This is a genomic window from Edaphobacter sp., from assembly GCF_035532915.1.
Classification (GTDB): domain Bacteria; phylum Acidobacteriota; class Terriglobia; order Terriglobales; family Acidobacteriaceae; genus Edaphobacter.
Map to the genome: position 1 here is coordinate 1 of NZ_DATKQC010000382.1, position 14,136 is coordinate 14,136.

General features: G+C 58.0%; 13 protein-coding genes and 1 tRNA gene. 8 read left to right on the forward strand and 6 right to left on the reverse strand.

Annotated features, from left to right (window positions below):
- Positions 1-93: 93 nt before the first annotated feature.
- The 3 genes from VMU57_RS18200 to VMU57_RS18210 form a co-directional block, all read right to left on the reverse strand.
- A tRNA-Cys gene (locus VMU57_RS18200) sits at positions 94-169 on the reverse strand.
- Between the two features lie 114 nt (positions 170-283).
- Positions 284-946, reverse strand: a complete 663-nt coding sequence (locus VMU57_RS18205; protein WP_325386014.1) for a peroxiredoxin — start codon at positions 944-946, stop codon at positions 284-286.
- Positions 947-1,021: 75 nt separating this feature from the next.
- Positions 1,022-1,681 carry a peroxiredoxin gene (locus VMU57_RS18210; protein ID WP_325386016.1) on the reverse strand — a complete coding sequence of 220 codons (660 nt, stop codon included), beginning with the start codon at positions 1,679-1,681 and terminating at the stop codon, positions 1,022-1,024.
- Between the two features lie 358 nt (positions 1,682-2,039).
- Between VMU57_RS18210 and VMU57_RS18215 the strand changes: the two genes are divergently transcribed.
- Together VMU57_RS18215 and VMU57_RS18220 are read left to right on the forward strand one after the other, a co-directional pair.
- Entirely contained in the window at positions 2,040-2,993 is a 954-nt protein-coding gene (locus tag VMU57_RS18215) for a PhzF family phenazine biosynthesis protein (protein WP_325386018.1), read from the forward strand.
- A 668-nt stretch (positions 2,994-3,661) separates the two neighbouring features.
- Complete coding sequence (locus tag VMU57_RS18220; RefSeq protein WP_325386020.1) at positions 3,662-4,099, forward strand: response regulator; 438 nt, start codon at positions 3,662-3,664, stop codon at positions 4,097-4,099.
- A 114-nt stretch (positions 4,100-4,213) separates the two neighbouring features.
- Here VMU57_RS18220 and recG read toward each other — a convergent pair whose 3' ends face one another.
- Positions 4,214-6,505: an ATP-dependent DNA helicase RecG gene (recG, locus tag VMU57_RS18225; protein WP_325386022.1), complete on the reverse strand. Its 2,292-nt coding sequence runs from the start codon at positions 6,503-6,505 to the stop codon at positions 4,214-4,216.
- Positions 6,506-6,575: 70 nt separating this feature from the next.
- On the opposite strand from recG, the gene VMU57_RS18230 reads away from it, so the two are divergent.
- From VMU57_RS18230 to VMU57_RS18250, 5 genes are read left to right on the forward strand one after another with little or no spacing between them, the layout of a single operon-like run.
- Entirely contained in the window at positions 6,576-7,493 is a 918-nt protein-coding gene (locus VMU57_RS18230) for an ABC transporter ATP-binding protein (protein ID WP_325386024.1), read from the forward strand.
- The gene (locus VMU57_RS18235) at positions 7,486-8,724 is read left to right on the forward strand and encodes an ABC transporter permease (protein WP_325386027.1); all 1,239 of its coding nucleotides are present in this window, start codon (positions 7,486-7,488) and stop codon (positions 8,722-8,724) included. Before VMU57_RS18230 ends, VMU57_RS18235 begins: the two co-directional genes overlap by 8 nt.
- A gap of 33 nt (positions 8,725-8,757) precedes the next feature.
- Positions 8,758-9,927 carry a M24 family metallopeptidase gene (locus VMU57_RS18240; protein ID WP_325386029.1) on the forward strand — a complete coding sequence of 390 codons (1,170 nt, stop codon included), beginning with the start codon at positions 8,758-8,760 and terminating at the stop codon, positions 9,925-9,927.
- Between the two features lie 20 nt (positions 9,928-9,947).
- Complete coding sequence (locus VMU57_RS18245; RefSeq protein ID WP_325386031.1) at positions 9,948-10,361, forward strand: DUF6677 family protein; 414 nt, start codon at positions 9,948-9,950, stop codon at positions 10,359-10,361.
- Positions 10,358-10,534, forward strand: coding sequence for a hypothetical protein (locus VMU57_RS18250; RefSeq protein WP_325386033.1), 177 nt, complete (start codon positions 10,358-10,360; stop codon positions 10,532-10,534). The genes VMU57_RS18245 and VMU57_RS18250 overlap by 4 nt, the downstream gene beginning before the upstream one ends.
- 65 nt (positions 10,535-10,599) lie before the next feature.
- Here VMU57_RS18250 and VMU57_RS18255 read toward each other — a convergent pair whose 3' ends face one another.
- Positions 10,600-12,633 carry an EAL domain-containing protein gene (locus VMU57_RS18255; protein ID WP_325386035.1) on the reverse strand — a complete coding sequence of 678 codons (2,034 nt, stop codon included), beginning with the start codon at positions 12,631-12,633 and terminating at the stop codon, positions 10,600-10,602.
- A 176-nt stretch (positions 12,634-12,809) separates the two neighbouring features.
- Between VMU57_RS18255 and VMU57_RS18260 the strand changes: the two genes are divergently transcribed.
- Positions 12,810-13,034, forward strand: a complete 225-nt coding sequence (locus tag VMU57_RS18260) for a hypothetical protein (RefSeq protein ID WP_325386037.1) — start codon at positions 12,810-12,812, stop codon at positions 13,032-13,034.
- Between the two features lie 181 nt (positions 13,035-13,215).
- Here the strand turns inward: VMU57_RS18260 and VMU57_RS18265 are convergent, their stop codons facing one another.
- Positions 13,216-14,064, reverse strand: a complete 849-nt coding sequence (locus VMU57_RS18265; protein WP_325386039.1) for an IclR family transcriptional regulator — start codon at positions 14,062-14,064, stop codon at positions 13,216-13,218.
- Between the last annotated feature and the right edge of the window lie 72 nt (positions 14,065-14,136).

A 14,136-nucleotide genomic window follows, 5' to 3' on the forward strand; every position in this document is an offset into this window, starting at 1 on the left:
CGCCCAGTTATCGTATTGAGAGGAGATGCGTTGATTGCGAAAGTTTGTCAAGCTCAAATTGATCTTCCGCTCAGCTAGCAGTCCGGAAAATTTTGGAGCACCGAATGGGATTTGAACCCATGAATACTGGTTTTGCAGACCAGCGCGTTAACCACTTCGCCATCGGTGCTCATCGTTGCCAGCTTCAATCAAGCTCGACATACGTGATCTGGATTATCTTCTCTCGTTATAAATCCGTAAGAAAGTAAGCCTGGATGCCTGTCTTCATCTTACCTATTTTTTATTACTTTGCGATGGGGAGATCTTTCTTTGAAAGGTACCAGCTTTGTACATTCAACCCGCTTGCTGCACCGCTGGTCCGTTTAGCGGCATCTTCCACCGTTGCAGGGGCAGCTACGATCACCGGCTGTCCGGGACGCCAGTTGGCGGGACACGATACTCCATTGTCATCGGCAGTTTGCAGCGCCTGAAACACGCGGAACAGTTCATCGATATTTCGACCAAGCTGCATAGGGTAGTAGATCAGCGCACGAACCGAGCCCTTGGGATCAATGGCAAACACTGCGCGAACCGTTGCCGTGTCTGCTGCGGCCTCGTGCACCAGTCCATAGGCTGACGAGACCTTCTGGTCAAGGTCGGCGATCACGGGGAACTTCACCTGAATCCCGCCAATCTGTTCCAGGTCACGCACCCAGGCGATGTGCGAAAACACCGAATCGATTGAGACGCCGATCAGCTGGACATTGATCTTTTCGAAATCGTCGTATCGTCGTGCAAACTCGATGAACTCGGTCGAGCAAACGGGAGTGAAGTCTGCAGGATGCGAAAACAGCAATACCCACTTGCCCCGGGAGGTGTAGTCGCTCAGGCGGATGAGCCCATGCGTGCTTTTGGCCTCAAAGTCCGGCGCCGGCTCCATTATTCGTGGGATGCGTGATTCGGCCATCGCTGCTCACCTTCGCTCTCGATATGCTTGCCGCCACGCAGTCTGACTACGTGGCGGCCTTTTACAGCGTACGACTTATTTAGGCTGCGCAACCGTTCGGATGTAGGAGTTGATCTTCTTGAAGCTATCGGGATACAGCTTCTGACCCTCTTCGTCGGATACCGTGCCGGCGAGGATGACGTTATCGCCATTCTTCCAGTTCGCAGGGGTGGAGACCTTGTGCTTCGTGGTCAACTGGATGGAATCGAGGACGCGAATGATCTCGTCGAAGTTGCGTCCGGTGCTCATGGGATAGGCGAGCATCAGCTTGATCTTCTTGTCGGGGCCGATCACGAAGACGGTGCGTACGGCGGCGTTTCCGGCAGGGGTGCGGCCTTCGGAGGTGTTGCCGGCATCGGCAGGAAGCATGTTGTACAGCTTGGCCACCTTCAGCTCCGGATCGCCGATCATCGGGTAGTTCACCTTATGTCCCTGGGTCTCTTCGATGTCGATCGCCCACTTGGCATGGCTGCTGGCGGGGTCGACGCTGAGCCCGATGATCTTGGTGCCTCGCTTCTGGAACTCACCTTCAAGGCCGGCCATAGTGCCAAGTTCGGTGGTGCAGACCGGGGTGAAGTCTTTGGGGTGCGAGAACAGAATTGCCCAGTTGTCGCCGATCCATTCGTGAAAGTCGATTGTGCCTTGCGTAGTCTCAGCAGTGAAATTGGGAGCTTCATCATTGATGCGGAGTGACATTTTTTCCTCTTTCTTCTTCAGATATTCTTCTCAGAGTTTTATCCAACGAACGACTACCGGAGTTACAACTGCCTCGAGCGTTTACCGGATGTTGATTTGGAGCTCTTTGATCCAGTAAAAACCCACCCGGCTCGTTGGCTCGGGTGGGTTCTGTGCTGCTCGAATCTGTAAAAGCTACCTGCTACGATCCGTTTATGCGCACACCCACCCCCGCCGACAGCAACAGCAGCAGCCAATCGTGGAGTTCGTGTTGGGCATAATCGTCATAGCTAATCTTTTGTACCGCTGCCAGCCGAGCTAGCATGGAGCTGTTGTGCCCATTTGCGGTCTACCAAAAACATACGTCCGGGGAGCTTCGATGTCAAATCAATCAGTTACACAGCAAATATCTGCACCGGCCATCGCGGCGGCACGCGTGTTTGACTACGCTCTTGTGGATGTCTTCGCCGAGCGGCCTCTCCAAGGCAACCAGCTTGCCATCTTTACGGACACCCGCGGTCTCTCAGACGACGAGATGCAGGCGCTTGCCCGCGAAACAAATCTCTCCGAAACCGCTTTCATCCTTCCGCGTGAGGCGGAGGTCGAGCGCGAACGCGGCATTCAGGTTCGCATCTTTACCGTTGCGGAAGAACTACAGTTCGCCGGGCATCCTACCCTCGGTACCGCCAGCTGGCTCTACGCAAATCATGTCACTCTTCGCGGCGCGGAGCAGATTACGCTCGACCTTCGCGTAGGCCCGATTCCGGTACGCTTCCGTGGTCCGGCAGAAGGAGAGCTGGGGGTCTACGGCACGATGAGGCAGAACGATCCAACTTTCGGCGAAATTCATGATCGCGTAACCGTCGCCGATACGCTCGGACTCTCCCTCAATGACCTTGATGCTGATCTTCCTGTTCAGACTGTCTCCACCGGGATGGCCTTCTGCATCGTTCCGTTGAAGTCGCTGGCCGTTGCAAGGCGGTTGGAGATTCCAAAGCAGAAGGCGAGTGCTTATCTTGAGCGGAGCGACGCAAAGTTCTTTCACTGCATCACTCGTGCGGATGCAGCCTCAGGCGCGGACTGGCATGCTCGCATGCAGTTCTACAACGGAGAAGACCCCGCCACCGGTTCTGCCTCCGGCTGCACGATTGCCTATCTTGTTCGTCACGGCCTCGCCGAGAGCGGGCAGCAAGTCGTCATCGAGCAGGGGATCGAGATGCTTCGTCCGAGCCGCATTCATGTCAGCGCAACAATTGCTGGAGAAGTTGTGTCCGAAGTGTTCGTCGGCGGACGCACCATTCCCGTTGCAATGGGACGCCTTTTCCTGCCGTGATGCACCAGATTTCAACAGGACTGTAACATGAATCGCCAGTGTTCATGCAGGTTTGCAGCAAGCGGTGGATGCGCAAGCGCAAATATCTTCCGTCTTCGCTCAAACTTCGCCATTGCATTGATCGCGAATCCTTCCTACTCTTGGCAAGCGTTAACGACGTCTTCACACGCAACGTATGAGGACGCCTTGACGGAACGAAATTGCTTTCGCCTGGTTTTCTGACAATTTGAGTTGAGAGAAGGTATCGACTGTCCGCAGTCGCGCCTCCCCGCACGCACCATCGCTGCCTGCAACGCAGTGAAGTCGATCCGGTTCGTCCGGCTTCGATTTCACTGCATCCGCAGCAGACCGATCCCTTGCGCCCGCGGAGTCGCGTGGCAACCTGCGCGCACACGGCCTCTCTCACACCCGCGGTCCGGCTGCATCGTTTGCCAGACTGGTGGCACTGTTCCTTCGTGGAGCGGACAGGAGAGCTTTGCGCTCGTTCCTGCCGCTCTTCCGGAGCAGCCGGCCCCCTACGCTCCGGAGCATGTACCGGGCGATGCGCTGCACCGCGGGGAACGTTCAACACTCCAGATTGGAGCGTCTGCAAACCAGCAGGTGCCCCAACTCTGGCCTATCGGCCGCGATCCGCCCTACCCGTGGAGTCCGGCAGAATGTGAGACCGCATGCGCCCTAAGAAGACGATCCTCTGTGTCGACGACAACGAACAAGTACTCTCTGTCCGCACATTTCTACTTGAGACCCGTGGCTACCGCGTCATCTCTGTCAACAGCGCGCAACAAGCGCTCGATATCGTCCAACAGTCGGCCCCTGGGGCACTCGATCTTCTTCTCTGCGATCTTCTGATGCCACAGATGGACGGCAATGAACTCGTCCGTCGCGCGAAGCAGCTTCACCCTGGCCTGCCTGCGATGATCGTCTCGGGCACCGTCAATGCCTTCGACCGTGCCTGCTCCGCCGATGTCTTTCTGCCCAAGGGAGCATGTTCTGCTGCCGAGATGATCGAACGCATCCGTGTGCTCGTAGCCCGCAAGCGCGGCCCCAAGAAGGCGTTCGTCCTGCAGCCGGCACACCCTGTGATGCTCACCTCTGTGGCGTCATAGACTTCTTCAAGCACTCAACCACGTCACCCCAACTGAAGCAGCGCATGGTTCATCGTGCGCTGCGTAGTGGAGAGGCCCCTATATTTTGCCCTTGTTCCTGTGGCTGCCTGTGCTTCAGGCCTCGACCAGTCCATACCGCCTCTGCCACTGCTGCTTCAGCCTGGCCCACACCGCTTCTGTCTCTTCGTGTGAAACCGCCGGATCGGGCTGCTCCGCAAACCGTCCAGCCTCTTTTTTAGCCAACTCCAGCAGTATGCGGTCGCGCATCAGATTCGCCACACGAAACTCCGGCAGCCCAGCCTGCCGCGTGCCGAAGAACTCTCCCGGCCCGCGCTGCTGTAGATCAAGCTCGGCCAACTCGAAGCCATTCTGTGTCCGCACCATCGCATCCAGCCTGGCCTCAGCCTGTTCGCTCACCTTGCTGCCGGTCATCAGGATGCAGTAGCTCTTCGCTGCCCCGCGTCCAACGCGTCCGCGCAGTTGGTGCATCTGCGCCAATCCAAACCGCTCTGCATGTTCAATCACCATGACCGAAGCGTTCGGCACATCCACGCCAACTTCGATCACGGTCGTAGCAATTAACACATCGGTATCGCCACGCTGAAACCGCCGCATAGCGACCTCTTTGTTGTCTGCGCTCAAACGCCCATGCAATAAGCCGAGCCGCAGCTCCTCCAGCGCTCCATGGCGCAACTCCTCATACATATCGCTGGCAGCGCGGAGCGCCTTCTTCGGCTCGAACAACTTCTCCGTCTTCGCTGGCTTTACTTTTTTCTTTCCCTTTAAAGATTTTTCATCGGGCGCAGTTTCCGCAGCCACATCCTGCGCAAAATCCAGCTCCGGCTGATCATCCTTCGCTCCCTCGATCACCGGATAGACAATATAGGCTTGTCTCCCAGCCGCAACCTGCTTCCGCACAAATCCCCAGACATCCTCGGCTCGTTCCTCCGTTGTCCTCCGCGTAACAATTGGAGTCCGCCCCGGCGGCAGTTCATCGATCACGCTCGCATCGAGGTCGCCGTAAAGCGTCAGCGCCAGCGTCCGCGGAATCGGTGTTGCCGTCATCACGAGCACATCGGGGTCAAGCGCGGTGTCCTTCTTCATCAGGCGGAACCGTTGCTGTACGCCGAAGCGGTGCTGTTCATCGACAATCACCAGGCCAAGGTTTTCAAAATCGACTTTGTCTTCGATCAGCGCATGCGTCCCTATCGCGAGGTCTGTCTCTCCGCGAAAGATCTTGCCTCGCGCCTCTCGCTTTGTCGCTTCATCGAGCGACCCCGTCAGCAGCGTCACGCGATAAGGTTTGCCGGTCCTCGGCGAAAGCACATTCCCCAGCAGTTTTCGCGCAGACAGATAATGTTGCGTCGCCAGAATCTCTGTGGGCGCCATCAGCGCTGTCTGATAGCCGTTCTCAATCGCCACCAGTGCAGCCTGCATGGCGACAATCGTCTTGCCCGAACCCACATCGCCCTGCAAGAGCCGCCGCATCGGCTGCGGCTTGCGCATGTCGCTGGCGATCTCTCCAAGCACCCGCTTTTGCGCGGCTGTCGGATGAAATGGCAGCACCTGCTTGATCGCCTCGCGGACTTTTACATTGGTCACAAACGCCGTGCCCTCGCGCTCGCGCATCCTGCGCCGTTTCAGCTCGAGTCCCAGCTCCAGATAAAACAGCTCTTCAAAGATCAGACGACGATGCCCCGGTGTTGCCGCCGACATCAGCTCTACCATTGGTGTCCCAGCTTCGGGAAAGTGGATCGATCGCAGCGCCTCCATCCTTCCCGGCAGCCTCAGACGCTCCAGCAATGCCTGTGGCAGCGTCTCCGAAACCGCGCCCGTCTTCTCTTCCAGCTCCTCAAAGATTCCCCAGAGCACGCGCCGCAGCCACCGCGAGGTCAGCTTCGCGCCCCATGCCGTCGTTCCGCCCAGAAACTCATAGACGGGAACAATCCTCCCCATCTCCAGTCGTACAAACTCTGCCTCCGGCCCATCCTTCGTCGGCAGAATCTCAAACTGCGGCTGAATCATCTTGAACCGCCCGGCAGTAGACCGCGACGCCTCGACCCGTCCGTAGAGTGCCACCATCTGCCCCACGCGAAACTTGTCGCGCAGGTACTCTCCGTGGAACCACATGCACTTTATGGTGCTCAGACCCTGACCAACAGTCATCTCAAAGAGCGGCATGTTGCGCGTCCGCAGCAGCACGGTGCCGCGCACCTCGCCAATCACGCTGGCCATCGCTCCCGCTGTCAGTCCACTGATCGGCAGCGGATTCAGCCTGTCCTCATAGCGAAATGGTAGGTGATACAGCAGGTCCTCGACGGTCTCTACCCCGCGTTTCGCCAGCGCATCGGCGACGCGCTCGCCCACGCGCTTCACGTATTTAATGGGGGTCGATAGTTCCAGCACAAAGCGATGCTACCAAGAAGCCGGCCCCCCCTCGCAATCGCCCCTGCTAAACTTGACATTAAGAGAACCCATGCCCATCGTCGAGCTCCAGAAAGTCCGCAAGGTCTACGACACGAAAGTCGCCGTAAACGACATCAGCTTCAACATCGAACCCGGTACCATGTTCGGTCTTCTCGGCCCCAACGGCTCTGGAAAAACCTCCAGCATCCGCATGATGATCGGCATCACCGTGCCCGATTCCGGCTCGATCAACCTCTTCGGGCAGCCGTTTACGCGCAAGAACCTTCATCGGGTCGGCTACCTGCCCGAGGAACGCGGCCTCTATAAAAAGATGAAGGTCATGGACCAGCTCATCTTTCTGGGCCAGCTCCACGGTCTCAATGCGGCCACTGCCAGTAAGCGCGCTCATGAGTGGTGCGAGCGGCTCGGCATCTCTGCTTCCATCGGCAAAAAGACCGAAGAGCTCTCCAAGGGAATGCAGCAGAAGATTCAGTTCATCTCGACCCTGCTGCATGAGCCTGAGCTCATCATCATGGACGAGCCCTTCAGCGGCCTCGATCCCGTCAACGCCACAATCCTGCAGGATACGCTCGTCGACCTTCGCGCTCAGGGGAGAACCATTTTATTTTCGACCCACCGCATGGACCAGATCGAGAAACTCTGCGACTCCATCTCGCTCATCCACAATGGCAACCTCGTCCTGTCCGGCACGATGCGGGAGATCAAGGCGCATTACCCGCGCAACCGGGTCGAGATGCTCTTTGAAGGAGATACCGGCTTCCTTCAGCATCCTTCCATCGAAGAGGCCAAGACTTACAGCGGCCGCGCGGAGATCAAGCTGCGCACCGTCGACGGAGTTGCCCCCGACGCGCAGCCGCTGCTGGCCGATGCCGTCCAGCGCGGTACCCGCATCCACCGCTTCGAGGTCAAGGAACCTACGCTCGAAGAGATATTCATAGAAAAAGTTGGAGGCAAGGTCGATGCATAACGTCTGGCTGATCGCAAAGCGTGAGTATCTCGAACGCATCCGCACCAAGGCCTTTCTCTTCTTCACCATCCTCTTCCCGCTGTTGATGGGCGGCGGAATCGTCGTCGAAGCCGTCACCAGCGCTCACGCCAGGTCCACTTCGCATATCGCCGTCGTCTCCCACGATCAGCAGCTTGCCACCGATCTGCAGGCCGAACTGGAGAACGGGAAAGACAGCAGGATGACGGTCGACGTCATCTCGCCTCCGGGCACCGAGACCCGCAGCATCCTTGATGGCGAGCTTGCGAACAAGAGCTTGGACGGCTATCTGTGGATCACTCCAGCCACGCAGTCCAATGCGCGTCCTTCCTTCGCGTATACGCCGCGCTCTGCAGGCGACATCTCCACCAAAGGCGCCATCGGCTCGGCATTGCGTACTGTTCTTGTGCGCGAACGGCTGTCGCACCAGGGAATGGTGGCCTCCGACGTCAACTCGCTGATGCAGCCGGTTGAGGTGGACACGACGCAGGCAGGGAAGAACGCCGATACCACGTCTACCTTCATCGCGATCTATGTGCTGTTCTTCCTGATGTACTTCGTCATCATGCTGTATGGCATGAACGTCGCACGCTCGATTATCGAAGAGAAGACCTCGCGTGTCTTCGAAGTGCTGCTCGCCACCATCAAGCCCGAAGAGATGATGGCAGGAAAGATGCTTGGCGTAGGCTCGGTCGGGCTGACCCAGGTATTTATCTGGTTGATCGCTGCCATCCTGCTTACCAGCACGTCGCTGGTGTCGTCGATCGCGGGAGGCGATGTGCACGTCTCGCTCAGCGCCATGCAGATCGTCTTCTTCGTGGTCTTCTTTGTGCTCGGCTTCATGCTCTATGCCAGCATCGCCGCCGCTCTCGGTGCGATGACCAACTCAGAGCAGGAGTTGCAGCAGCTCAATATGTTCCTGGTGATGCCGCTGGCCTGCTGCTTCTTCGCCCTTGGCATCATCGTCACCAACCCGAACTCGGTTCTGTCGACGATCCTCTCGCTCATTCCATTTATGACTCCGCTGATCATGTACCTGCGCCTTTCTCTGACGGCGGTGCCGGTGTGGCAGATCGCGCTTTCGATTGGGCTGATGCTGGTCACGATCTATGGGATTCTCTGGGTCGCGAGCCGTATCTACCGCGTCGGCATCCTGATGTACGGCAAGAAGCCTACCCTCCCCGAAATCCTGCGCTGGCTCAAGTACAGCTAGTGGCGAGCGGGCGAAGCAGAATAAAATGAGCGCATGGATATTGCCGCGATTCAAGCCGCTCTTCGTGACCAGAAACTGGACGGATGGCTCTTCTATGACCATCACTACCGGGACCCTCTCGCCTACAGAATTCTAGGGCTGAACGAGGGTGCGCTGGTCTCGCGGCGGTGGTTTTATCTGATTCCCGCAGTGGGCGAGCCGAAGAAGCTGGTGCATCGGATCGAGGCCGGGAAGCTGGACGCGCTGCCGGGGGTGAAGGCGGCATATTCGTCGTGGCAGGAACTCGAGCAGCAGTTGGAGACGATGCTGGCAGGTCAGACGAGGATCGCCATGCAATACTCGCCGCGAAACGCCATCATGTACATCTCGCTGGTCGACGCGGGTACAGTCGAGCTGCTGCGGTCAATGGGCAAGGAGATCGTCAGCTCGGCCAATCTGGTCAGCCAGTTTGAGGCAGTGCTGACCCAGGACCAGATTGCTACCCATTTTGTGGCGCAGCAAAAGATCGACGCGATTCTGGCCGCTGGCTGGAAGGAGATGGGGAGCAGGGTGCGGGCGGGCGGCACCAGCGAATTTGCCATGGTCGAGTATTTCTGCGAGGCGATGGGACGCGAAGGATTGCTCTGGGACCACGGCCCCAATGTAAGCGTCGGCGCGAACTCCGCCGATTCGCACTATGAGCCGAGCGCGGCCAATTCGAAGCCGATTCGACGTGGCGACTTCGTGTTGATCGATATATGGGCGAAGCTGGAGCGCGCCAACGCCTGTTTTTACGACATCACCTGGACCGGGGTGGTGGACCGCGAGCCCACAGAGCGGGAGCAGACGATATTCGCGATCGTGCGCGATGCCCGTGACGCAGCGGTGACCAAGGTGCGCGAGGCATTCGCCGCAGGTCGACCGATTGCCGGATGGGAGCCGGACGATGCTGCACGCGGTGTAATCCGGCAGGCCGGGTTTGCGGAGTGGTTTACGCACCGGACAGGGCACAATATCGGTCCGGTACTCCATGGAAACGGCGCAAATCTGGATAATCTCGAGACCCACGACGAGCGGCTGATTCTGCCCAATACCTGCTTTTCGGTCGAGCCAGGGATCTACTTCCCCGGAGAGTTTGGGGTGCGGAGCGAGGTCGATATGATCGCGCAGGCAGGCAAGGCCGAGATAACTGGCCGTATTCAGACGGAACTGGTGAGGGTGTAACTGCTATGATGGCTACTGAAATGGCGAACACTGTACAAGTCCCAGCGCGCGCCGCTGGCAGGTCTTCTTCGATGGCGCTTCTGGTGTTGATTGCCGGATGGCTGGTTCCCGGTGCCGGTCACTTTATGGTGGGCAAGTGGGTGCGGGGATTGCTGCTATTTGTGAGCCTTGTGCTGATGTTCAGCCTTGGCGTCGCGCTGCAGGGCAAGATCTACTCGCCGAATACGGGCGACCTGTTGGACATTCTCAACTTCGCAGGCGATCTGGGAACCGGGTTGCTCTACGTCGTGGCGAAGCTCTTCGATCTTGGCCAGGTGGCGGTCGTGACAGTTTCGGCTGACTACGGAACGAAGTTCATGGTGGTGGCTGGCCTGCTGAACGTGATTGCCGCGGTGGATGCGCATTCGCTGGCGACCGGAAGGAAGGCTTCATGACGATTACGCACTTTGACGCCGTTCTATTGTTCTCTCTGTTCACATCCATCGTGTTCGGCATTACCCAACGGGCCCAGCCGCGGATGATGATCCGCTTTGGCGCGTTCTGCTTCGCACTGTTTGTAGTGGGGACGGTTGCGGGCAGTTGGCTGATGTGGCTCATCAAACATTAGAACGCAAACCGAAGTGAGCGCCGTCGAAACCTATCCCCGCGGATGCGCTTCACGAAGCTGGGTGGTTAGGAACGGCTCTTCAGTTGTTCTTCTAATTCTTTGATGCGATCGAGTAGTCTCTGCTTCTCCTGGGCAGCTTTTCCAATGTCCTGAATCGAGACTACGGCTCCTGCAATCCCCCCATTTTTCCCATGAACCGGGGCTGCCGTAACCCTGATCCAGACCTGGGTGCCATCGTCGCGCCGATAGAGAATGTCTTCAGGCTCTGTCCGCCCGCCGCCTTGGACGGCCCGCTCCGTAGGGTATTCCTCCTGCTTGAAGTGACTTCCATCGGCGTGGAAGAGATTCGCGTGGCGATAGCTGTCGATGTTTGAGCCAAGCGGGATCGAACGCTGGAAGATGGCTTCCGCGCGAGGATTGCGCATGACGATGCGATTGCCGGGAGACTCTGATATGAGGAGGCCCACAGGCACCGCGTCAAAGACCGCCCGCAGTAGCGCCTCACTTTCGCGGAGTGCTCGCTCGGCTTTTTTACGGTCGTCGATGTCCTCGACGGTGCCATACCAGCGAACGATCTTACCGGTGGCATCTCGCCTCGGGGCGGCGCGGGAACGCATCCAGCGCCAGGCGCCGTCACCTCGCCCAACGCGAAACTCGACGTCAATCGGCTCACCGGTTCGCAGGCACTCCGCCCACTGCCGCAGGGTACGGATCACATCGGCTGGATGCAGTGCCTTGACCCAGCCCTGATCGAGCGCCTCTTCCCGTGCCCACCCGGTCGCTTCCTCCCAGCGAGGACCGGCGGTGAGAATCCTGCCTTGCGCATCACTGGTCCACGGAATCTGAGGATTCAGTTCGACCGAATCGCGGTAGTGCTCCTCACTCTCTCGAAGCGCTTTCTCAATGAGCTTGCGGCTGGTGATATCAAGGACAGCGGCGGAGACACCTACAACCTCATTAGCTTCGTCGAGCACGGGAAGGTAGGCGACGAACATGGTGCGATCGATGCCGTCGGCATTCTTTTTGGGGCTGGTGAATTCAAGGTCGGTGAAGGTTTCCCCTTGAAGGACACGACGGAGATATGGATCAATCTGAGGGGACAGCTCGGGAATCACATCGGATACGGTCCTTCCAAGGTGGTCTGCAATCGAGACTCCATTCATCAAGGCCAGCTGCTTGTTGATACTGACATATCGCAGATTGCGATCGAGAAAGCAGAGGCCGACAGGAGCGCCTTCGTAGATGGCCTGCAGTTGCGCGAGGCGTTGTGCGGGCATGGCCTCAAGGTTGGGCAGGTTATCGGCATCTTTCTTTGTGGTGGAGGCGCTGGAAGCGGGTGACAACGACTGAGTCGAAAGAAATCCAGCGAGATCGTCAGGAGGAACGGGAGGACCATAGAGCCATCCCTGCCCGATGTCGCAGCCCAGACGCAGGAGCATGTCTGCCTGGTCTGTCGTCTCAATGCCTTCGGCAACGGTGGTAAGGCTCAGGCTGTGGCCAAGTCCGATGATCGCGGCCACAATCTTCCGACTCTCCTTCCTGTCCGACATCTCACGAACAAAGCTGGCGTCGATCTTCAATTCGTCGAACGGAAGGGCCTGGAGATGGCGAAGGCTGGAGTAGCCGGTTCCGAAGTCGTCGAGAGCAAGGGATACGCCGAGAGCTTTCAACTCCTGGGCGATGGACTGTGCCTGCTCGATGTTGCCGATGAGCGCGCTCTCTGTAATCTCAAGAACGAGACGCTCAAGAGAAAAGCCTGCCCGTTGAGCTGCCGAGCTGATCTGCTGCGACAGAGTGCGGTCGCCAAATTGGAGCGGAGAGATGTTGAATGAGACGGAAAGCTTGTCAGGAAGAGTGGCAGCCACAGTAAAGACTCGGCGCAATAGATTCCGAGTCAACCTGCCGATCAGCCCATTTTCTTCGGCAAGGGGAATGAATACATCCGGTGAGACAGGGCCTTGAATCGGATGCCGCCAGCGCGCCAGCGCCTCGAACCCAGTAAGAACGCCGGTGCGCAGTTCTACGATAGGCTGAAAGTAAGGGACGATTTCGTCCGCATCCAAAGCCTTGCGTAGGTCAGTTGGGTGGGCAGCAACCATGCTGCGCAGAAGGATACTCTTTATAGATGGATCTTGTATTGCATTTTTTGAGAGCGAGGCATCGATGAGCCTGATAAGGACCCAGGAGGCGCAGAGCTTCATGCCGGAGCCCGGCATGACCCGACAGGTGTTGGCTCACAGCGACGAGCTGATGCTGGTTCGGCATTATTTTGACCATGGTTGGGTCGGACAACGGCACAGCCATCCGCATCATCAACTGGTCTACGTCGTCAGCGGAGCCCTGCGAGTGGATGTTAGGAGGAAAGACATTCGACGTGTTCGCGGGAGACAGCTTTATCGTCGATGGCGACGTGGAACACCAGGCCGCAGCGCTCGAAGCTTCAGAGGTGCTCGATGTCTTCACCCCGGTACGCGAGGACTACCGGGAGCTGGTGAAGTAGAAATTCTATGTTCGTTGCATGTGGGAAAGCGGCGTTGCGCTGGAGGGTCCTGACACTGATACGCTCACGATGCAATACCGGCAGGACAATGGCAAAGGCATGCACTTCACCGAGGGGGATTCAAGGCACATGGGCTGATGTGGGCCCATGCGGTTGAAGCCTGCCTCGATAAAATCTTGCGCTAAGCGAGCGCAGCCCGCGGTTTTTTGGGCTTTGCCGCGCGCTTCAGCGTCTTCTGCTCTTCCTCTTCGAGCGGCGACAGAGCTCCAATTGCCTCTGATATCTGCCGGCTGGCTCTTCGCAGAGAGACGATAATCTCCTGGATGCCGATCGTATCCTCGATACGCTTGACGTAAGGGACGGTGAGCCCTGCCACGGCGTTTCCCTGGGCATTGAGAATAGGGAAGCCGATGTTGACGACGCCAGTCACTTCGTAGCTGGCGCGTCGCTCATATCCACGGATACGAATCTTCGCGAGATGTTCTTCGAGGTCCGCCGGCTTTTTCTTATTTGTTTCAAGCGTCCATTCATCGACGGCCCGCTGGCAGGAGTCCTGGTCCTGATGCGCGAGAATGACGTGGCCTGTCGCCGCGTGCATCAGGTCGACTTTGGAACCCACCTTGACATAAAAGCCGGTGGACTCCGGCGAATCGACCTGGGCAAGAATCACCACGTGTCCGCCATCGAGGACGCCCAGATGGCACGACTGGCGCAGCTCGTGGGCCACCTGATGCATCATGGGCAGCGCTTCGGTGACAAGCCGCTTGGTCGGAGGATGTTCCTGGCCCAGGCGAAAGAGCCGCAACGTGAGGTGATAGCGTTCCTTGTTCGCAGATTGCGCCAGATATCCACGCTGCTCCAGGCAAAGCAACATGCGAAAGATTTCGGAGACGGTGCGGTTCAGCTTGCGTGCGACCTCGCTGACCGTAAGCCCGGAGGGCGTGCTCGCGAAGAGCTCCAGAATATCCAGGCCTTTTTCCAAAGCTGGAGTTGGATAGTATCGCTTTACCGCGGATTTCACTTTAGCCATGAACGTACTCGGAAGTCGTGGATTGAACCTCCACCCAAGGTAACAAATGTTCTACCGGCTGTGTGGATATTC